Origin of the sequence: Streptomyces sp. NPDC048751 (assembly GCF_043198595.1) — a bacterium.
GTDB lineage: Bacteria > Actinomycetota > Actinomycetes > Streptomycetales > Streptomycetaceae > Streptomyces.
Genome location: NZ_JBICUX010000038.1, coordinates 1 through 20,263 on the forward strand (window position 1 = coordinate 1; position 20,263 = coordinate 20,263).

The 20,263-nt window shown below is 71.4% G+C and carries 18 protein-coding genes and 1 pseudogene; 14 read left to right on the forward strand and 5 right to left on the reverse strand.

All coding sequences use genetic code 11. The features are described from left to right. The first annotated feature begins 131 nt into the window (after positions 1-131). Together ACGFNV_RS46550 and ACGFNV_RS46555 are read left to right on the forward strand one after the other, a co-directional pair. Positions 132-308, forward strand: coding sequence for a hypothetical protein (locus ACGFNV_RS46550; protein ID WP_393631729.1), 177 nt, complete (start codon positions 132-134; stop codon positions 306-308). Between the two features lie 69 nt (positions 309-377). Further along, a complete protein-coding gene (locus ACGFNV_RS46555; RefSeq protein WP_393631730.1) occupies positions 378-527 on the forward strand; it encodes a DsbA family protein in 150 nt (49 codons plus the stop codon). Between the two features lie 10 nt (positions 528-537). Here ACGFNV_RS46555 and ACGFNV_RS46560 read toward each other — a convergent pair whose 3' ends face one another. Beyond that, positions 538-1,227, reverse strand: coding sequence for a polysaccharide lyase family 7 protein (locus tag ACGFNV_RS46560; protein ID WP_393631732.1), 690 nt, complete (start codon positions 1,225-1,227; stop codon positions 538-540). Positions 1,228-1,389: 162 nt separating this feature from the next. Here ACGFNV_RS46560 and ACGFNV_RS46565 point away from each other — a divergent pair, with 162 nt between their 5' ends. Both ACGFNV_RS46565 and ACGFNV_RS46570 read left to right on the forward strand, forming a co-directional pair. Continuing rightward, on the forward strand, positions 1,390-3,699 hold the full coding sequence (locus tag ACGFNV_RS46565; protein ID WP_393631756.1) for a Tat pathway signal sequence domain protein: 2,310 nt from the start codon (positions 1,390-1,392) through the stop codon (positions 3,697-3,699). A 43-nt stretch (positions 3,700-3,742) separates the two neighbouring features. Further along, positions 3,743-5,641 (forward strand): glycoside hydrolase family 97 catalytic domain-containing protein, encoded by a 1,899-nt coding sequence (locus ACGFNV_RS46570; RefSeq protein ID WP_393631734.1) that lies wholly within the window; start codon positions 3,743-3,745, stop codon positions 5,639-5,641. A gap of 66 nt (positions 5,642-5,707) precedes the next feature. Here ACGFNV_RS46570 and ACGFNV_RS46575 read toward each other — a convergent pair whose 3' ends face one another. After that, positions 5,708-6,805, reverse strand: a complete 1,098-nt coding sequence (locus ACGFNV_RS46575) for a carbohydrate binding domain-containing protein (RefSeq protein ID WP_393631736.1) — start codon at positions 6,803-6,805, stop codon at positions 5,708-5,710. On the opposite strand from ACGFNV_RS46575, the pseudogene ACGFNV_RS46580 reads away from it, so the two are divergent. From ACGFNV_RS46580 to ACGFNV_RS46605, 6 genes and pseudogenes are all read left to right on the forward strand, one after another. Beyond that, positions 6,798-7,460 (forward strand): annotated as a pseudogene (locus ACGFNV_RS46580) (carbohydrate ABC transporter permease); the annotation flags it as partial. The gene ACGFNV_RS46575 and the pseudogene ACGFNV_RS46580 sit on opposite strands and share 8 nt — an antisense overlap. 134 nt (positions 7,461-7,594) lie before the next feature. After that, positions 7,595-8,266 carry a bifunctional 4-hydroxy-2-oxoglutarate aldolase/2-dehydro-3-deoxy-phosphogluconate aldolase gene (locus ACGFNV_RS46585; protein ID WP_393631738.1) on the forward strand — a complete coding sequence of 224 codons (672 nt, stop codon included), beginning with the start codon at positions 7,595-7,597 and terminating at the stop codon, positions 8,264-8,266. Then, the gene (locus tag ACGFNV_RS46590; protein WP_393631739.1) at positions 8,263-9,222 is read left to right on the forward strand and encodes a sugar kinase; all 960 of its coding nucleotides are present in this window, start codon (positions 8,263-8,265) and stop codon (positions 9,220-9,222) included. The genes ACGFNV_RS46585 and ACGFNV_RS46590 overlap by 4 nt, the downstream gene beginning before the upstream one ends. A 58-nt stretch (positions 9,223-9,280) precedes the next feature. Beyond that, the gene (locus ACGFNV_RS46595) at positions 9,281-9,436 is read left to right on the forward strand and encodes a hypothetical protein (protein ID WP_393631741.1); all 156 of its coding nucleotides are present in this window, start codon (positions 9,281-9,283) and stop codon (positions 9,434-9,436) included. Then, positions 9,433-10,356, forward strand: a complete 924-nt coding sequence (locus ACGFNV_RS46600) for a lactonase family protein (protein WP_393631743.1) — start codon at positions 9,433-9,435, stop codon at positions 10,354-10,356. Before ACGFNV_RS46595 ends, ACGFNV_RS46600 begins: the two co-directional genes overlap by 4 nt. Positions 10,357-10,452: 96 nt before the next feature. Beyond that, positions 10,453-11,979, forward strand: a complete 1,527-nt coding sequence (locus ACGFNV_RS46605) for an alpha-N-arabinofuranosidase (RefSeq protein WP_393631745.1) — start codon at positions 10,453-10,455, stop codon at positions 11,977-11,979. Positions 11,980-12,198: 219 nt separating this feature from the next. On the opposite strand, the gene ACGFNV_RS46610 is transcribed toward ACGFNV_RS46605, so the two are convergent. Further along, complete coding sequence (locus ACGFNV_RS46610; protein ID WP_393631746.1) at positions 12,199-12,534, reverse strand: ArsR/SmtB family transcription factor; 336 nt, start codon at positions 12,532-12,534, stop codon at positions 12,199-12,201. 147 nt (positions 12,535-12,681) lie between these two features. Here ACGFNV_RS46610 and ACGFNV_RS46615 point away from each other — a divergent pair, with 147 nt between their 5' ends. After that, positions 12,682-13,659, forward strand: a complete 978-nt coding sequence (locus ACGFNV_RS46615; RefSeq protein WP_393631747.1) for a zinc-binding alcohol dehydrogenase family protein — start codon at positions 12,682-12,684, stop codon at positions 13,657-13,659. Positions 13,660-13,759: 100 nt separating this feature from the next. Here the strand turns inward: ACGFNV_RS46615 and ACGFNV_RS46620 are convergent, their stop codons facing one another. Together ACGFNV_RS46620 and ACGFNV_RS46625 are read right to left on the reverse strand one after the other, a co-directional pair. Further along, on the reverse strand, positions 13,760-14,812 hold the full coding sequence (locus ACGFNV_RS46620; protein WP_393631748.1) for a threonine aldolase family protein: 1,053 nt from the start codon (positions 14,810-14,812) through the stop codon (positions 13,760-13,762). Positions 14,813-14,814: 2 nt separating this feature from the next. Next, positions 14,815-15,489: a TetR/AcrR family transcriptional regulator C-terminal domain-containing protein gene (locus tag ACGFNV_RS46625; protein WP_393631750.1), complete on the reverse strand. Its 675-nt coding sequence runs from the start codon at positions 15,487-15,489 to the stop codon at positions 14,815-14,817. A gap of 473 nt (positions 15,490-15,962) precedes the next feature. Between ACGFNV_RS46625 and ACGFNV_RS46630 the strand changes: the two genes are divergently transcribed. From ACGFNV_RS46630 to ACGFNV_RS46640, 3 genes are all read left to right on the forward strand, one after another. Then, positions 15,963-18,200: an MMPL family transporter gene (locus ACGFNV_RS46630; protein WP_393631751.1), complete on the forward strand. Its 2,238-nt coding sequence runs from the start codon at positions 15,963-15,965 to the stop codon at positions 18,198-18,200. Between the two features lie 100 nt (positions 18,201-18,300). Continuing rightward, positions 18,301-19,491, forward strand: a complete 1,191-nt coding sequence (locus tag ACGFNV_RS46635; protein WP_393631752.1) for a sensor histidine kinase — start codon at positions 18,301-18,303, stop codon at positions 19,489-19,491. Further along, positions 19,488-20,162 (forward strand): response regulator, encoded by a 675-nt coding sequence (locus ACGFNV_RS46640; protein ID WP_393631754.1) that lies wholly within the window; start codon positions 19,488-19,490, stop codon positions 20,160-20,162. Before ACGFNV_RS46635 ends, ACGFNV_RS46640 begins: the two co-directional genes overlap by 4 nt. The last annotated feature ends 101 nt before the right edge of the window (positions 20,163-20,263 follow it).

Sequence of the window (20,263 nt, forward strand, 5' to 3'; positions counted from 1 at the left end):
AGCCGAGCGTGGGGGAGTTGGCAACCGACGACAACGCGGCAGATGTGCGTGCCAGACCCCGCGACGCCGGGATGATCCAAACGACAGGCCCTAGTCTGCCCTGACGGGCACGACGCGAGGGTGACCGCCCGGTGGGCCGGTCCCCTCCCAGGCGTGCCGCCCGCGCGGCGGCACGCGGTCTCGCCGTACCCGCCGCCGTGGCGGTCCTGACCGTCTTCGCTCCGCAGGCCGCGGCCCACACCGAACTCGACACCAGCAGTCCGGGCACGAACGCCACGCTCGCCGAGCTCCCCCGCGTGTCACGCTGACGTTCAGCGACGAGATGACACGTCGTCACGCCAGGGTCGCGGTTCGACGCAGACCTCGCCGATCCGGAGGTGGCCGGCCGCGTCCCGGAAGACCGGCGCGACGGCCTGGGCCTGGGCGCGCGGGGCACCCCGACCTTCGTCGTCGACGGAGTACGGATCCGGACCCCGGGCTCCTACGAGGAGTTCAGGTCCCTCATCGACAGCCGGCTGACCGGATGAGCGGGCCCGGTCACCGTGTCCAGTAGGCGATGTTGCGGAAGCGGGCCTCGGCGCGGCCGGAGCCGTGGTGGTAGACGCCGTTCTTGAAGTAGCGGGTGGCGGGGCCCCGGTCGGCGACCGTCAGGGCGAGGGAGTTGTCGAAGTAGACCTTGATGGTCCCGGTCCCGCTGCTCGCCTGGTGGGCGATCTTCACGTTGAACCAGGTGTTGTACGCGCCGGTCCTGAGCACCGTGCCGTCGTAGCGCCGCACGGTGCCGCCGTCGGTGTCGTAGGCGTTGAGCATGATGTCGGTGGCCGCTGTGCCCGAGGGGTGGACACTCCGCAGGATCTGGACGAAGGACGCGCCGTCAGTGCCGGACGGCAGGTAGACGTCGGCGTCCCACATGTGGTCGCCCGTGCTGTAGTCGGCCTTCCAGCGCATCTCGGTACGCGGATCGGTGGAGCTGCCCTCCTCGAACGGCTCGTCGGTGGCGTACACCCACATGCGGTGGACGCCGCCGCTGTAGCTGTGGCGGTCGCCGAGGTCGAGGTTCCAGGGCTTCTGCCAGCTGTACGTGAACGAGGTCCGCGTCCAGCCGTCGGTCGGGTCGGCGGCCGGCGTCGCTGTCGCGGCGCCGGCGGGCGGGAGCGGAGGCAGGGCGAGCGCGGCACCGCCGGCCAGCAGGCCGGCCCCTGCCCGTAAGACGGATCTCCTGTTCATCCCGTGTCCTTTCCAGTGAGGAACGTGACGCGTTGGAGCGAGCAGGGAACCCGAATACATCGGAGGAGTCAAGCACTACGACCATTGACAGGTACACGAAGTGTGCCTAGGTTCGCCGATACACCCGATGTATCGACGATCCGTCAGATCTGGAGGACGATGATGACCTCGCAGTCGGGGAAGAGCTCACCGTTATCCCGCAGAGTCGTACTGGGCACCGCGCTGGGTGGCGCGGCAGGAGCCGCCTTACCGGCGACGGCGCACGCCGAGCAGCCCTCGCCGCAGGTGGCGGGCGGCGGCAGACGCCCGTGGCGCCTGCGCTCCACCATGACCACCGACAACGCCTGGGCCGGGTTCCTGCGCCAGCAGGACCTCCTCTGGAGCAGGCTGCCCACCCGCTGGTACGAGGGCCCGTTCCTCGGCGACGGGCTGCTCGGCAGCATGATCTACCAGGAGCCGGGCGTGAACCAGATCCGGTTCACGGTCCAGCACGGCCGGGTCCAGGACCACCGGCCCCAGTTCGGCAGCGGCTGGGGCACCTGCCGCCTCCCGGTCGGCCACCTCACCCTCGAACCCGTCGGCACCGTCACCGCCGTCAACTGGCGGCTGAGCCTGTGGAACGCCGAACTCACGGGCACGGTCACCACCACCGCCGGCACCCTCACCCTCGCCGCGATCATCCACGACGAGGTCCTGGCGATCCGTGCCCGGGCCACCGGCGACGAACGGGTCGTCTGGACCTTCCACCCCGAGGAGGCCATCAGCCCCCGGAAGATCCAGGAGGCCCCGCCCTCCGGCTACACCCCCAACCCGCCCTGGACCACCAAGACCGCCGCCGACGGCACCGAGCAGGTGCTCCAGCCCCTCAGCGGCGGCCAGACCGCCACCGCCTACCGGCGCCACGGTGACGAACTGCTGGTCAGCGTGGGGCACAGCGCGCCCTCCACCACCGCCGCCGAGGCCGACTCACTGCGCAACCTGCGCCGCGCGGGGTCGTACAGCGCCCTGCGGCGCAAGCACACCCGCTGGTGGCACGGCTTCTACCGGAAGAGCTTCGTGTCGTTCCCCGACCAGCGGCTGCAGAGCTTCCACTGGATCCAGCTCTACAAGGTCGCCTCCGCCAGCCGTGCGGGCGGCCCGCCCATGGCCACCCCCGGCCCCTGGCTGGAGCCCACGCCCTGGCCGGCGGTCTGGTGGAACCTCAACATCCAGCTGGAGTACTGGCTCATCCACGGCTCCAACCACCTGGAACTCGACGCCCTCGCCACCACCCTCAGGCAGAACCAGGAACAGCTCGTCGCCAACGTGCCCGCCGCCTACCGCTCGGACAGCTCCGGCGTGGGCCGCAGCTCCGACATGTTCGCCAATCGGGAGGTGGGCCGCCCCGGCACCGGCGCCGAGACCGGTGACCTCACCTGGGCGCTGCACAACGTATGGCTGTCCTACCGGCACTCCATGGACGAGTCCTTACTGCGCGACACGGTCTTCCCGGTGCTGCGCCGGGCGATCAACTACTACCTGCACTTCCTCACGCCGGGCAGCGACGGCAAGCTCCACCTGCCGAGCACCCTCTCCCCGGAGTACCCGGTGGTACCTCCGCAGGACACCAACTACGACCTGGCCCTGATCCGCTGGGGCTGCCAGACGCTGCTCGACTCCGCCGAACGCCTCGGTGTCGACGACGCGTCGGCGCCGCGCTGGCGGGAGGTGCTGGCCAAGCTGACGCCGTACCCGGTCGACGCGAACGGCTTCATGATCGGCGCCGACACCCCGTACGCGCAGTCCCACCGGCACTACTCGCACCTGCTGATGGTGTACCCGCTGTACCTGGTCAACTGGGACCAGCCGGAGAAACGTGAGCTGATCACGAAGTCGATCGAGCACTGGCACGCGCTGACCGGCGCCCACCGGGGCTACAGCTACACCGGCGCCGCCTCGATGTACGCCATGACCGGCGACGGTGACACCGCCATCGGCTACCTGCGGAAATTCTTCGACCCCACCACCCGCTACCCCTGCCAGGCCAACACCCACTACACCGAGGCCGGCCCGGTCATCGAGACGCCCCTGTCCGCCTCGCAGTCGCTGCACGACATGTTCTGCCAGAGCTGGGGCGGTGTGATCCGCGTCTTCCCGGCCGTCCCGACCGCCTGGGCGGACGTCACCCTGCACGACTTCCGCACCCAGGGCGCCTTCCTGGTCAGCGCCGTGCGCAAGGCGGGCAGGACCCGGTTCATCCGGATCAGGAGCCTGGCGGGCGAGCCGCTCCAGCTGAAGCACGGGCTCAGCGGCCGGCTCACCGTGCTGCTCGACGACGGCAGCCCGGCCCGCACCCACGACCTGGGCGACGGCGTGCTCTCCATCGAGCTGCCCAAGGGCCGCGAGGTGCTGGTCCACTCAGGATCCCGCCCCGACCTCGTCATCGCGCCCGTCACCGTCAGCGAACCGGGTGCGGCCTGGGGACTGCCGTAACCACCGTCCGTCCACCCGTACCCGCACGACTGGAAAGGCTCTCATGGCTGTTCCGATCAGAACCGCGGTGGCCGGGCTCTGCGCCGGGCTGGTGTCCGCACTCCTCACGACCGTTCCGGCACAGGCCGAACAACGTCAACAGCACGAGCGCGCCTGGGCCGTGTCCTCGGCCCCACACGCGCCCCGGGCGCGGATCTCCCTCGACGACAGCACCGGCACACTGAGCCTCACGGTGTCCCGTGACGGCCGTACGGTCCTGGAGCCGTCGCCCGTCGGCATCGTCACCGAACAGGCCGACCTGTCAAAGGGGTTGCGTTTCCTGCACCGCAAGGACCGTACGGTGGACCAGCGTTACCGGGCGAAGTCCGGCAAACGCCTGGACCGCGCGGTCCGTATGAAGGAGACGCGGCTGTCGTTCGCCACCGCCGCGGGCGCCCGCCTGGACCTCGTCGTCCGCGCCTCCGCCGACGGCGTCGCCTACCGGTACGTCCTGCCGACCGGGCACGGCGACGTGCTCGGCGAGGCTTCGGCGTTCAACCTGCCGGCGGACGCCGGCGCCTGGCTGAGCACCTACCGGGTCGACAACGAGGGGCAGTTCGCCCAGTACACCGCCGCCACGGCACCCACCGCCGCGTACTCGCCCCAGGCGCTCTTCGCCACCCCCGGCGGCTACACCCTGCTCGCCGAGTCCGACCTCACCGGCTCCTACTCCGGCGCCCGGCTCGCCCACACGCAGGGCACCGGGACCTACCGGATCCAGCTCGCCGACGAACGGGTCGACGCCGACGGCCCGCTCGTCACCCCGTGGCGGGCCATGGTCACCGGCGATCTGGCCACCGTCACCCGCTCCACCTTCACCGACGACCTCGCCCCCGCGTCCAGGGTCGCCGACCAGTCCTGGATCCGGCCCGGCACCGTGCTGTGGACCTGGCTGGCCGGCGGGCGCACGGCCGGACAGAGCCTCGCGGCGCAGAAGGCGTACGTCGACTACGCCGCCGAGCGGGGCTGGCCCTACGAGGCCGTGGACTCGGGCTGGTACTTCAAGAAGGACGAGTGGGACGTCACCGATCCCGACTGGCAGACCAACAGCTGGATGCCGGAACTCGTCCGGTACGCGCGGGCCAAGGGTGTCGAGATCATCGTCTGGATCCACCAGCGCGACCTCGACACACCGGAGGAACGCGCGCAGTGGCTGCCCACCCTGGAGCGGTGGGGCGTCGCGGGAGTCAAGATCGACTTCATGAACTCCGAGGCGCAGTCCATGCTCCGGTGGTACGACACCATCCTCCCGGAGACCGCCGCCCACCACCTCCTGGTCGACTTCCACGGCTCCACCGTACCCAAGGGCATGCAGCGCACCTGGCCGCACGTCATGAGCCTGGAAGGGGTCGGCGGCGAGGAGAAGCGCACCAACACCGCCGCCCACCTCACCACCCTGCCCTTCACCCGCAACGTCATCGGCTCCATGGACTTCACCCCCGGCGCCTTCCAGCGCGTCGGCCTGCGCCCCAACTCCGACGCGGCCGAGACGGGGCTCGCGGTGACCTACGAGTCCGGGCTCCAGATGTACGCGGGGACCCCGGAGTCGTACGACGAACGGCCGCTCGCCCGGGGCTACTTCGACCAGCTCCCGGCCGCCTGGGGCGACACCCGGCTGCTGGCAGGACAGCCTGGCCGGGAGGCCGTCGTCGCCCGCCGCAGCGGGGACCGCTGGTTCGTCGGAGGGGTGTACGCGGGCGCCGCCCGCACCGCCGAGGTGCCGCTGGGCATCGGCCCCGGCCGCTGGCTGGTCCAGACGATCAAGGACGGCGCCGACGGCCTGGTCCAGGACAGCCGAGTGCTGCGCGGCGGTGACACACTGCGTGTGGACGTCGTCGCCAACGGCGGCTTCGCCGCCCTCGCCTGCCGCTGGCGACCGGGGGTCACCACCTGCTACCGGTGACCGTCGCGCGCACCGGTCGTGGTCGCCAGGGTCACCTGACGACCACGGTCAACCGGCACTCCCTTCCTACTGCTGGGTCAGGGTGACTTCGTCGCAGTAGCCGTCGCCGGTTCCGGAGACGAGGTGGCAGTAGATGCGGGCGGAGGTCACGCCTGCTCCTGTCGTGAAGGTCGTCGACTGTTTCGAGTACGTGCTCGACGTGGTCGAGGCGCTCGTGGTGGCGGTGCCGTTGTACAGCTTGGCCTCCAGTGCCGTCGTGGTACCGGCGGTCTGGCTGGCGAGGGAGCCGGTCAGCCGGTAGGTGGTGTTCGGCGTGAGGCCGGTGATGATCTGGAACAGGGTGCCCCCGCTCAGTGACGCGTTCGTCAGGGCTGCGGCGTTGCCGTTGGCCGCCGTGCTCGTGAGCGAGAAGTCACCGTTGCGCCAGGGCACGGTGTGGCCGGACTCGAAGTTGCCGTTGATCGCGTAGTTCGTGACGGGGGTGACGGCGAGGTCGTCGCAGTAGCCGCTCCCCGAGCCCGAACTCTTGTAGCAGTACAGCCGCACGGTGTTGTTCGTCGCCCCGGTGGTGAAGTCGGCGGAGACGAACGTCCACGAGGTGCCACTGGAGCTCGCCACCGTTTCCAGGCCGCCGGTGTTCTTGACGCCGACGTTCATGACCTCACCGGCGACATCCGACTTCACCCAGCCCGAGACGCGGTACGTCGTGCGGGGCGCGACGGGGACGGACTGTTCGAGAGAGGCGGGCGACGAGGAGATCTTGGCCGCCCAGGTCCCGGTGTGGGAGGTCGTGTTCGTCACCGCGGCGGTGTTCCACTTGCTCCAGCCGCTGGTCGTCCCCTTCTCGAAGCCGAGGTTCTCGTTCGCGAGGCAGGTCGCGTCGGAGGGCGTGCTGAACTGGTCGGCGCCGATGTCGGGTGCGCAGGTCGAGGGGACCGCCGATCCCCAGTAGTCCTGGCCGCCGTTGTCGGGGACGACGACTCCCGCGCCGATGGCCGGCGACGACGAGGAGCTGATCTGGTAGCCCCCGACGCTGCCGATGCCCGTGCCGCCGGTGCCGGGCGCGGTGAGCAGGGGATCCGCCGTGATCTTCCCGGGGTCGGAGGGCTCACTGGCCGGGTGGTTGCCGTAGAAGACGCACCAGCCGATTCTGGGCAACTTCAAGGAGGCCCTGTCCCTCTGGCCCTTCCTCGCCTACGCCCGCAACTCCCTGACGCTCTCCGTCACCTACGCACTGCTGGTGACGCTGGCCTCGGCCTGGGCGGGGTACGGGTTCGCCCGGCTGGAGGCGCCGGGCAAGCGGGTGGTCTTCGGTGTGCTGCTGTCGACGATGATGCTGCCGCAGATCATCACCCTCGTCCCGACCTACCTGCTGTTCTCCAAGATCGGCCTGCTGAACACCTATCTGCCGTGGGTGCTGTGGGGGCTGTGCGGCGCGCCCTATCTGATCTTCCTGTTCCGTCAGTTCTTCAGCAACATGCCGAAGGAGCCGGAGGAGGCGGCGATCGTCGACGGCTGCGGGCAGGTCCGTATCTTCTGGCGGATCTTCCTGCCGCAGTCCTGGCCGGTCATCGCGACCAGCCTGATCCTCTCGTTCAGTTGGACGTGGGGCGACTGGATCGCGCCCGCCCTGCTGCTGGGCGACGACCACACCACGCTGGCCGTCAGGCTCGCGAAGGGCTACGCGAACGTGCACGGCGATCCGCTGAACAATCTGGTCGCGGCCGGCACCGTGATGTACATCGTGCCCGTGCTGCTGCTCTTCCTGATTCTGCAGCGCGGCTTCGTCGCCGGTGTGTCCACCTCCGGCCTGAAGTGACCGCTCGCGGCGGCGCGGATGCCGTCCCGGCTCGACGGGCAGGTTCCTCCCGCACCGTCCATCCCACAGAACCAAGGAGTAACCGTGCTTCCCCTCTGCCCCGCAGCCGGAGTTCCGGCCGGAGAGGCGGGGTCATGACGGACCGTCCCGCCATGACCCCGCAACTGACACGGACCAGGGTCATGGCCATCCTCCGCTCAGCCGACGCCTCCGGCCTGCCCGCGGTGGCCCGGGCGCTGGTGGCCGGCGGTGTGACCTGTCTGGAGATCACCCTCACCACCGAGGGAGCGCTCGACGCGCTGGCCGCCGTCCGGGCTGAACTCGGCCCCGAGGTGGCGGTCGGCGCGGGCACGGTCGTCACCACCGCCGAAGCCCGGGACGCGCTCGCCGCGGGAGCCGAGTTCCTGGTGGCCCCGGTGGTGGACACCGATGTGGTCCGAGCCGCCGCGCGCAGCGGTATCCCCTGCTATCCGGGCGCCTGGACACCGACCGAGGTGTCGACGGCCTGGCGGGCGGGCGCCGCCGCCGTGAAGCTCTTCCCGGCCTCCACCGGTGGCCCGGCCCATCTGCGCCAGCTGCTCGCTCCGCTCCCTGACGTGCCTCTCGTCGCCGTGGGCGGGGTCGACATCGCCCGGGCACGGGACTACGTCGACGCCGGGGCCGTGGCGGTGGGCATCGGCTCCCCGCTGCTGGGCGGAGTGGACCAGGATCCGACCCGGGAATCCCTCGACGCCCTGACCGGACGGGCCCGTACGGTGCTCCAGGCCGTACGCCCCGGCGCGAGCGCCGAGGAGGCCGGCCTGTGAACGGCCCCGAGCGGGAACGCTATCTCGTCACCGTCGGTGAGATCCTCGCCGTCCTGTCCGCGCCGCAACCGGGCCCCCTCGCCCTGGGGTCCGGGATGCGACTCGGGCTCGCGGGGGCCGAGTCGAACGTCGCGGTCGGGGTGAGCAGGCTCGGCGGATCCGCCGTCTGGATCGGCCGGGTCAGCGACGACGAACTCGGTGAACTCACCCTCCGTGAACTACGGGCGGAAGGGGTGACCGCCGTCGCCACGCGGGATCCGGCCCCCACCTCGCTCCTGCTGAAGGAACGACGCACCGCCACCCACAGCCGCACGCGCTACTACCGCACCCACACGGCAGGCTCCCGGCTGACCGCACAGGACATACCGGGGGACGTCGTCGCCGGGGCGGCGGCGCTGCACATCACCGGGGTCACACCGGCGCTCGGCACCGGCCCGGCCCAGGCCGTGCGGCGGGCGGTGGACATCGCCGCCGCCGCGGGCGTGCCGGTGTCCCTGGACATCAACTTCCGCTCCCTGCTGTGGAGCGAGGACGAGGCCCGGGAGACCCTGCTGCCCCTCCTGCGCAAAAGCCACCTGGTGTTCGCCGGAGTCCACGAGGCCCGGCTGATGGTTCCCGAGCTGCGGGATCCGGCGGAACTCGCCCAGGGCATCTGCGACTTGGGACCCGCGGGAGCCGTGATCAAGCTCGGCGCCGAGGGGGCGTTCGCGCTCCTGGACGGCAGGACCTACCGGCAACCGGCCATACCTGTCCAGGTGCACGACCCGGTCGGCGCGGGCGACGCGTTCGCGGCCGGCTACCTGGCCGAACTCCTCACGGGCGAGCCACCGGAGCGGCGGCTCGCCACGGCGGCCCTGCTCGGCGCCTTCGCGGTGAGCACCACCGGCGACTGGGAGGGCCTGCCCCGACGCGACGAACTGTCGCTGCTGAACCACCACGACGACGTCGTCCGCTGACGCTTGATCCCCGACCGATCCCCCTTTGTCCTCCCCATCCCACCCAGCGAGGAACTCCATGACAGGGCCCTCCCCGGCCGACGGCATCCACCTGCTCACCGGCTCGTACACCCCCGACACCGGCGGCTCCGGCACCGGGCTCACGGTCCTGCGCCTCGATCCCGCGTCCGGCGCGCTGACGGCCGAGCCCCCCGGCTGGCGCCCCTGCCCGTGAGCGGCGCGTCGTTCCTCGCGGCGCACCCCTCCCTCGACGTCGTCTACAGCACCAACGAGAAGGACACCGGCGCCGTCAGCGCCGTCGCCGTGAACGGGGACGACCCGCCGAGCCGACTGGGTTCCGAGGTCGGCACCGGTGGTGCCAACCCCTGCCATCTGACCGTGCATTCCGGCGGACGCTGGCTGCTGACCGCGAACTACGGCAGCGACACGGCGGCCGGCAGCGTGGCCGTGCACCGGCTCGACGCGGACGGGAGCGTGGCCGAACTGACCGACCTCGTCGTCCACGAGGGGTCCGGCCCGGTCGCCGGGCGGCAGGACGGCAGCCACGCCCATCAGGTCGTGCTCGACCCGGCGGGCCGCTTCGTCCTCGCCACCGATCTCGGGGCGGACGCGGTCTTCACCTATCGGCTCGACACCGGCGCGGGCTTGCTGGAGCCGGTGGCCGTGAACAGGATGCGTCCGGGTTCGGGCCCCCGCCATCTGGCCTTCGCGCCCGACGGCGAGCTGGTGTGGAGAGCGGACGAGCTGTCCTCGACGGTCACCTGCCATCGGTACGACGCCGCCACGGGCACGCTGACCGAGGTCTCCAGCACGCCCGCCACCACCGTCCGGGACGTCACCAACCTGCCCGGCGGCATCGTCGCCTCGCCCTGCGGGCAATTCGTCTGGGTGACCAACCGCGGCGCCGACACGGTGGCCGCGTTCCGGGTCACCGGCACCGCCCTGGAGCCGATCGGCGAGATCCCCAGCGGCGGCGCCTGGCCACGCGGCCTGACCCTGACGGGCGGTCATCTGCTCGTCGCCAACCAGCACGGCGGCACCCTCGCGGCGCTGCGCGTCCTCGACACCGGAGCACTCGAGCTGGCCGGCCCGCCGGCCGTCGCCCCCTCGGTGGTCTGCGCACTCGCCCTCTGACCGCGGTCGCCCGCCGACCACAGTGCCCTCCGACCACACTCGCCGCTGAGCGCACCCATCCCTCTCAGCCCCGTCGCACCACCTCGAAAGGCAGCCATGTCCGCCCAACCCGACTCGTCCGCCCGTTTCGTCCTCGACGCCGCCTTCGGCGTCGGCCCCGTTCATCCCCGTCTGTACGGATCGTTCGTCGAGCACCTGGGACGCTGTGTCTACACCGGCGTCCACGAACCCGACCACGCCACCGCCGACGCCTCCGGCCTGCGCCAGGACGTCCTGGAGCTGGTCCGCGAACTGGGCGTCACCACCGTGCGTTACCCGGGCGGCAACTTCGTCTCCGGCTACCGCTGGGAGGACTCCGTAGGGCCGCGCGAGGAGCGGCCGACCCGTCTCGACCTCGCCTGGCGGACCACCGAGACCAACGAGTTCGGCCTCGGCGAGTTCATGGACTTCTGCGCGAAGACCGGGGTCGAGCCCATGATGGCCGTCAACCTCGGCACCCGCGGTGTGGAGGACGCCCTGCGGCTGCTGGAGTACGCCAACCACCCTGGCGGCACCGAGTTGTCCGACCGCCGTGCCGAGCACGGGGCCAAGGAACCGTACGGCATCAAGATGTGGTGCCTCGGCAACGAGATGGACGGCCCCTGGCAGATCGGCCACAAGACGGCCGAGGAGTACGGCCGGCTCGCCGCCGAGACCGCCCGCGCCATGAGGATGATCGAACCCGGTCTCGAACTGGTCGCCTGCGGCAGCTCCAGCTCCGCCATGGAGACGTTCGCCGCGTGGGAGGCGACGGTCCTGGAGGCCACGTACGACCTGGTCGACCACATCTCGCTGCACACCTACTACGAGGAGATCGACGGCGACCGCGACTCCTTCCTGGCCTCCGCAGTCGACCTGGAGCACTTCATCGAGGCGGTCGTCGCCACCTGCGACCACGTGGGCGCGCGACTGAGGTCGAAGAAGCGGATCAATCTCTCCTGCGACGAGTGGAACGTCTGGTACCAGCGCCGGCCCAACCCGCACCAGGTCGAGGACTGGCAGGTGGCACCCCGCCTGCTGGAGGACATCTACACCGTCACCGACGCCGTGGTCTTCGGCTCACTACTGATCGCCCTGCTGCGGCACGCCGACCGGGTCACCGCCGCCTCCCTCGCCCAGCTCGTCAACGTGATCGCGCCGATCATGACCGAGCCCGGCGGTCCGGCCTGGCGGCAGACCACCTTCTTCCCGTTCGCGCAGGCATCCCGGTACGGACGCGGCCGGGTGCTCCAGGTCCAGGCGGACAGCCCGACGTACCACACGGCGAAGTTCGGTGAGGTGCCGCTGCTGCACGCCACCGCCGTCATCGACGACGAGACCGGTGACGTCACCGTCTTCGCCGTCAACCGCGGCCAAACCGGCACTCTGCCGCTGGAGATCGACCTGCGCGGCGTCGACGCCCGCACGGTGGAGGAGCACCTGGTCCTCTCCGACGCGGACCCGGAGGCCCGCAACACCCTGGACCGGCCCGACCGGGTCACCCCGCACCCCGCCCAGGGCACCACGGTCACCGACGGAGTGCTGCGCGCCGAACTCGAGCCGCTCTCCCGGAACATGATCCGCCTCTCCCGCCCTCGGGACTGAACAGCGGGGAGGGCGCAGCGGCCGGCCTGGCCACTGTGCCGCTCACCGCGGGAGGCGAGGCAGCCCGGCAACGCCCGCTGCTGTCCGCCCGGTCAGGCGCAGGCATGGAACGGGATCGGCGGCTCGGCGGCTCGGCGGCTCGGCGAGGCGTAAGGGCGGCTCGGGGCTGACCGCCGGGTGGTGAGTCCGATCGGCCCGAGCCGGGCGCCCTCGATCAGCTCAGTCGGCGCGGAGAATCAGGTCGAGCAGCCCGGGGAAGCGTGCGTCGAATTCCTCGCGGCGCAGGCGGTTGACCCGCTTGGGTCCCTCGTCGCGCTGCTCGAGCAGGCCTGCGCCGCGCAGCACCGAGAAGTGGTGGCTCTTGGCGGCTTTGCCGACGGGTACGTCGAAGCTGCCGCAGCTGCGCGTCCAGTCGGGCGAGCCCGCCAGCTCGCGGATGAGCTGGATGCGGACGGGGTCGGCGACCGCGGACAGCGCGGTGAGGACGGACACGTCCTCAGGATGGGTGTGGACCGGCGCCGCACGATGACTGCCGCCCTCGACCTGGTTCGACATGTCCTCCCCCTCGCCACGCGTATCCCTGCCGCGATGCCAGGAATTCAAAGCGGTCGCTTGCATAGTGTTCGACGAATATCTTACAGTCCGAGTGTTCGCTTTCCATTGAACACCCGCCCGAGCGGTCGTCGAAGGGTGCGTTCCCTCATGCGTGCAGTCGAGTTCCAGGAGTACGGCGCCCCCGAGGTGCTGAAGATCGTGCAGACCGACACCCCCGAGCCGGGGCCGGGCCAGGTGACCGTCGACGCCGTGTACGCGGGCGTGAACTTCGCGGATCTCAAGGCCCGCTCCGAGGGCTACCGCGTGGAGTCGCTGCCCTTCCGCCCGGGCCTGGAGGTCTCCGGGCGGATCCGGGCCGTCGGCGACGGCGTCGAGGGACTGCACCCGGGACAGGAGGTCGCCGCCCTCGTCAACAGCGGCGCCTACGCGGAGGTCGTGGTCGCCGAGACCGCCACCGTCTTCCCCCTCCCCCAGGGCGTGGACCTGCGGACCGCGGCCACCCTCCCCGCGGTGCTGCCGACCGCGCACGCCCTCCTGCACGAGGTGGGTCGGCTGCGCGCCGGAGAGAGCGTGCTGGTGCACGGCGCCGCGGGCGGCATCGGCACGGTCGCCGGGCAACTGGCCAGGGCGGCGGGCGCCGGCGCGGTGTACGGCGTGGTCTCCTCGACGAGCAAGGCCGACCACGCCCTCAAGCACGGCTACGACGAGGTGTTCACCACCGACACCTTCCCCGACGACGTCCGCCGGGCCACCGACGGAAAGGGCGTCGACCTGATCCTCGACCCGGTGGGCGGCGGCACCCTGCGCCGCGGCCTGGACGTGCTGGCCGTCTTCGGACGCCTGGTCTCCTTCGGCAACGCGAGCGGGGAAGGGCCGTGGCAGGTCGGACAGCCCGAGCTCTACGCGCAGGGCCGGTCGGTCGGGGGCTTCTCCATCCTGGCACTGGCACAGTCGGCGCCCGAGACGCTGCGCGCACTCGCCGAGCGGGCCTTCCGCACGGTCGCCGACGGCACCGTGCACCTCCCGGTCACCGCGGAGTTCCCGCTGGCGGAGGCGGCCGAGGCCCACCGGCTGATGGGTGGGCGCAGGTCGACGGGCAAGCTGCTGCTGCGGATCGGCGACTGAGCACACAGCGCACCGCCCCCACGCCCCGTACGACAGAGGGTGATCATGCCGGACCTCGCATCCACCGCCCTCGCCGACCGGCAACCGCGGCCGGCGCGGGTCAGACGGCGAGGCGACTGACGGCCTGGACGAGGAGGTCGACGTCCTGCTCCGTGGTCGCGAAGGAGGTGACGAAGCGGACGACGCCCGGCGCCCAGCGGTCGTGGTAGAAGGCGAAGCCCTCGGCCAGGAGTCCTTCGGTGACCTGCTGGGGCAGGCGGCAGAAGAGGATGTTGGCGTCGGCGGCGCCGAGCAGACCCACCCCGGGTATCGCCTTCAGGCCCTGCTGGAGACGGGCGGCCATGGCGTTGGCATGGGCCGCGTTGCGCAGCCAGAGGCCGTCGGTGAGGTAGGCGTCCAACTGGGCGGCCTGGAAGCGCATCTTGGAGGTGAGCTGGCCGGCACGCTTGGCGCGGAAGGCGAGTTCGGCGGTGCGGGAACGGTCGAAGACGACGATCGCGTCGGCGGTCATCGTGCCGTTCTTGGTGGCCCCGAAGGACAACAGGTCGACGCCTGCCCGCCAGGTCAGTTCGGCCGGGGAGCAGCCCAGGGAGGCGACGGCTCCGGCGAAGCGCGCGCCGTCCATGTGCAGGCGCAGCCCCGCCTCCTCGGCGATCGACCCGAGGGTGCGGATCTCGTCGAGGGTGTAGACCGCTCCGGTCTCGGTGGCCTGGGTGATGCTCACGACGGAGGGCTCCACGCTGTGCACGTCCCCGGCCTTGTGCCGGGCGGCGGCCCGCAGCTCCTCCGGGTCGATCTTGGCGTCGTCCCCGCCGAGCGGCACCAGCTTGGCGCCCGCCGTGTAGAACTCGGGCGCACCGCACTCGTCGTTGTTGATGTGGCTCTCGCGGTGGCACAGCACGCTGCCCCAGGGCGGGGTCAGGGCGGCCAGGCTCAGGGCGTTGGCGGCGGAGCCGGTGGAGACGAGCAGGACGTCGACGTCGTGCTCGAAGATCTCGCACAGACGGCGCCGGGCGTCGCCGGTGATGCGGTCGGCGCCGTACGGGAGGGCCTGGCCGGAGGCCGCCCGGGCCACGGCGTCGACGATCTCCGCAGAGGCGCCGGCGGCGTTGTCGCTGCTGAAGATGCGAGCCGTGGGAGTGGGGGTGCTCATGGTCACGTTCCTTGTGGTGCGGTGGCGGCGGGAGGGACGACGGCAGCGGCAGCGGCAGCGATGAGCTGGCGCAGCGCGCCGTAGTAGACGTCGTGGTCGGTCACGGCGGGCACGATCGCGGCGAGGTTGCCGCTCAGCGCCGGGAACTCCTCCGGATCGAGAGCGGCCAGGGCGGCGCGTGTGGTGGCCCGGGCGGCCTTGGCGTCCCGGTGGTCCACGAAGCCGGCGCTGCCGAGGGTGAGCAGGTACATCCGCCGGTAGGCGGTGATCGCCTCCTCGGGAGTCATTCCGGCGGCGAGGCTGTCGGCGAGCTGCGGCTCGACCAGGCGGGCCAGCAGGTGGCGTCCGAGCCAGGGCCGCGTCCCGCGCAGGGCGAGCAGTCCCGGATGAGCCGTGAGCAGCTGGTAGAGCGCGGTGAACCGGGTCTCGGTGGCGGTGGCCCAGTCGGTGTCCGGCCCGGTCTGCGGCAGTCGGGCGGCCAGATGGTCGATGCACAGGTCCAGCAGCCCGGCCAGATCGGTGCAGCGGCGCTGGAGCGAGGCGAGGGAGATCTCCAGCCGCGACGCCAGCGCGCGGAAGGTCAGCGCCTCGGGCCCGCCCTCATCGATCAGAAGGAGGGCGGTTTCGGCGATGCGGTCCGGGGTCGCGCGGTCCAGTGAGGGTGAGTGGCGGGGCATGCGGGTCATCGTACGGTACGGTGTATCGATTGTCAGCCCGGGAGTTCTCGGGGGCCTTTCGGCCATACCTACGGGGCAGGGATGCCGGAGCAAGCCTTCCCGACCAGTGCCGCTGTATCGGCGCGGTGGTGACGCTGCACGCGGTGCTCGCCCTGGACGACCTCGAGGCCCTGCCGGAGGAGAAGCGGGCGGCGGCTCTCGCTGTCGCGCTGGACCTGCTCGTCTGAGCCAGTCCGCCCGCGCCTGCCGCCGCGGCCTGCAGCGGTTGCCCCGCGCCCCACGCGACCGCGTGCTCATGCCCGGGCCACCCAGCATGCCTGCGAGCCGCAACTCGTCCTACCTGAGGAGGAGATGTCACGTCGGCTCGTGCGACGGCACGAGGCGCAAGTGCCCGTAGGCGCACGACGCGGAGGAAGGCCCGGGCCCGCGAGTCTGGGGCGGTACGCACGAACGGATGCGGAGATCCCAGACACGTGGCTACCTTCCTTTATCGCATGGGCCGTACCGCCTTCCGGCGGCGCTGGCTCGTGGCACTGCTGTGGGCGGTGATCCTCGGCGCCGTCGGGGCCGGCGCCGCCAAGGCACCCGCCGCCGCCGACGACGGCACGTCCTTCATGCCCGGCATCGAGGCGCAGAAGGCGTTCGACCTGATCGGGGAACGCTTCCCGGGGTCGGCGGCCAACGGCGCGGGCGCGCGGATCGTGTTCATCGCTCCCGACGGGGAGAAGGTGACCGCGCCCAAGTACCACGCCGCCATCGACAAGCTGGTGGCGGAGACCGCCGAGGGGCCCCAGGTCGACAGAGCCGTGAGCCCCTTCAAGGCGAACGCGGTGAGCGAGGACGCCTCCACGGCGTACGCCACGGTCACCTACAAGGTCAAGGCCGACGACCTCACCGACGTCGGCAAGTCGGCCCTGGAGAAGGCCATCCAACAGGCCCGCGACACCGGCCTCACGGTCGAGGCGGGCGGCACCGCGCTCGCCACCGAGCCGGCGGCCGGCGGATCGGCCGAGGCCATCGGCATCGCCCTGGCCGCCGTCGTCCTGCTGGTCACCTTCGGCTCCCTCGCGGCCGCCGGGCTTCCGCTGCTCACCGCCGTCATCGGCGTCGGGATCAGCATGGCCGCCGTCATGGCCCTGGGCGGCGTGTTCGGGCTGACCATGACCACCGGCACGCTCGCGTCGATGCTCGGGCTCGCGGTCGGTATCGACTACGCCCTGTTCGTGGTGTCCCGCTACCGGGAGGAGCGTGCGAACGGGCACGAGGCGCGTGAGGCGGCCGGACTCGCGGTCGGCACGGCGGGCTCCGCCGTGGTCTTCGCCGGCTTGACGGTCGTCATCGCGCTGGCCGGCCTGTCCGTGGTCGGCGTGCCGATGCTGACCAAGATGGGCCTGTGCGCCGCGGGCGCCGTCGTCGTCGCCGTCCTGATCGCGCTGACCCTGGTCCCCGCGCTGCTCGGGATGTGGCCGAACGCCGTCCTCGCCCGCAGGGCACGCAAGCGGGGCGTCCTGACGACGCACGACGCCGGTGCTGTGCGGAACGGCGGCACCCGGTGGGCGCGGTTCGTGCTGCGCCGTCCGGTTCCGGTGCTGCTGGCCGGCGTCGCGGGTCTGGGCGTGCTCGCCCTGCCCGCCGCCCAGTTGGAGATGGGTATGCCGGGCGACGAGGCCAAGCCCACCTCCACGACGGAGCGCCGTGCCTACGACGCGCTCGCCGACGGATTCGGCGCGGGCTTCAACGGCCCGCTGACGGTCGTCGTGGACGCCAAGGGTGCCGACGACCCCAAGTCGGCCGCCCGCACCATCGCCGAGGCGATCAAGGGCACCGACGGCGTCGTGTCCGTGTCGCCCGCGCGGCTCAACGCGGCCGGCGACACCGCGCTCTTCTCGGCGGTCCCGGCCACCGGTCCGAGCGACGAGACCACGAAGGAACTCGTGCAGAGCATCCGCGCCGAGCGCCCCGGCCTGGAGAAGGACACCGGGGCGACCTTCGAGGTCACCGGCAGCACCGCGATGAACATCGACGTCGCGGGGGCCCTTCAGGACGCACTCGTCCCCTATCTGACGGTGATCGTCGTCCTGGCACTGCTGCTGCTCCTGGTGGTCTTCCGTTCCGTCCTGGTGCCGGTCAAGGCGGCCTTCGGGTTCCTGCTGTCGGTGCTGGCGGCGCTCGGCACGGTCGTCGCGGTCTTCCAGTGGGGCTGGGGCGCGGAGTTGCTGGGCGTCGAGCAGACCGGCCCGATCATGAGCCTCATGCCGATCTTCCTGGTGGGCATCGTGTTCGGCCTGGCGATGGACTACGAGGTCTTCCTCGTCGCTCGTATGCGGGAGGCGTACGTCCATGGGGAGCGGCCCGCGCAGGCGGTCGTCACCGGCTTCCGGCACAGCGCCCGGGTGGTCACCGCCGCCGCGGTGATCATGATCGCGGTCTTCTCCGGGTTCGTCGGATCCGGCGAGTCCATGATCAAGACCATCGGTTTCGGCCTCGCCGTGGCGGTGCTCTTCGACGCCTTCGTCGTCCGCATGGCGATCGTGCCCGCCGTCCTCGCCCTGCTCGGCGAGAAGGCGTGGTGGCTGCCCCGCCTGCTCGACAGGGTCCTCCCCCGGGTCGATGTCGAGGGCGCCGGGCTCACCTCGCAGGCCGCCGGTGCCGGCGTCGGCGCCGGGCCGGCCGACAGCGAGGCCCCCGCGCGGGAATGGGCGCGCAGCTGAGGTCGGCATGCGCGCAGCGGGTCGCGGTACCGTGCACAACGGCGCCGCGGCCCGCGTCTGTCACCCTGTCCCCATCCGGTCCTACCTCGGAGAACGTGCCATGAGCACACGTTGGCGCCGCAGCACGGCGAGCCGCCCGCACGCGGTCGAGGCCGCCACTCTGGCGCTGGTGTTCCTCTTCACCTTGTCCGGCGTCTGGATGACCCACGCGCTGCTGGACGAGCCTGTCCCCCTGTGGCCCGGCATCGCGCTGTCCGCCCTCGCCTGCGCGGCACTGCTCTGGCGCCGCAGTCACCCCCTTCCCGTCCTGGCGGTGACGGCGCTGTGCATCATGGCCGAGGGAGCCCTCGGTTACCTGATGACGCCGCTGCTGATGGGCCCTGTCATGACGGCGCAGTACGTCGCGAGTTTGCGTACCGATCGCAAGACCACGTGGAACAGCGCGCTGGCGGCCGCCGTCGGCATCGCCCTCACGGGCCTGTTCCACAACGCGTTCCGGGACCCCGTTCTCAGCGCCGTCAACCCCGCCGCGTGGCTCCTCATGGTCGCGGCCTTCGGCAGCTACGTGAGGGTGCGCCGTGAGTACGCCGCTGCCCGTGCCGAGCACACCGCCCGTGAGCGGGAGGAGGAGGCACGGCGCCGCGTGGTCCAGGAGCGCATGCGCATCGCGGGCGAACTGCACGACGTCGTCGCCCATCACCTCACTCTGGCCAACGCCCAGGCCGGCACCGCCGTCCATCTGTCGCGGACCAACCCCGACCAGGCCTTCGAGATCGTCGGCCAGCTGTGGGAGACGACCACCATGGCGCTGCGTGAGCTCAAGGCCACGGTGGGCCTCCTGCACCAGGACACCGACCCCGACGACGAACTGGCCCCCGCTCCGGGCCTGGGGCAACTGGACGACCTGGTCGCCGCGTGTTCGGCGGCCGGACTGGACGTCGCCGTCACCGTGGACGGCGAGCCCCGACCCCTCACCGGCGCTCTGGACCTGACCGTGTACCGGATCGTCCAGGAGGCGCTCACCAACGTCACCAAGCACGCCGCCACCCGCACCGCGCGGGTCCGCCTGGCCTACACGCCCCGCTGCCTCACCCTCGACGTCACCAACGAGACCTCCTCCTCCCTCCCCCGGGCCTCGAACAAACCCGCCGGCGGCTACGGACTGCTCGGCATGCGTGAGCGCGCCCGGTCGGTGGGTGGTACCTTCCGCGCCGGCCCCCGCCCGGGAGGCAGGTTCGAGGTCACCTGCGCCTTCCCGTTGCACAGTCCCGACGAAAGCTCCGCCACATGACCATTCGCGTCCTGCTCGCCGACGACCAGGCCCTGCTGCGGGCCACGTTCCGCATCCTCATCGACTCGGACCCGGACATGACCGTCGTCGCGGAGGCCACCGACGGGCAGGAGGCAGTCGACCTCGCCCTCGTCCACGAGCCCGACGTGGTCCTCATGGACATCCGCATGCCCGGCACCGACGGACTGACCGCCACCACGGACATCTGCTCCCGGCCGGAACTGTCCACCACCCGGGTCCTGATCCTCACCACCTTCGAGAACAACGAGAACGTCGCCAAGGCCCTCAGGGCCGGCGCGAGTGGATTCCTCGGCAAGGACGTCGGCCCGGAGTTCCTCCTGTCCGGGATCCGCACCGTCGCCGCGGGCGACTCCCTGCTCTCCCCCACCGCGACCCGGACCCTCATCACCCGTTTCCTTGCCTCCCCCGACACCGACACACCGCTCGCGCCGCCGGAACGCCTCACCACCCTCACCGAACGCGAACGCGAGGTCATGGCCCTGGCCGCGCACGGCAAGTCCAACGCCGAGATCGCCGACCGTCTCGTCCTCAGCCCGCTGACCGTGCGCAGCCACATCCAACGCGCCATGACCAAACTCGACGCCCGCGACCGCGCCCAACTGGTCGTCATCGCCTACCAGTCGGGCCTTGTCCAACCGCGTCCGCGGTAAGGACCCCTAAGGGGTCCTTGCACTATGAGCGCCCGATGAGGTCGCGTGGTCTGGTGCCGTGCATCGCAAGGCGCCGGAGAGCCGCAGTAGCGGAGCTACTG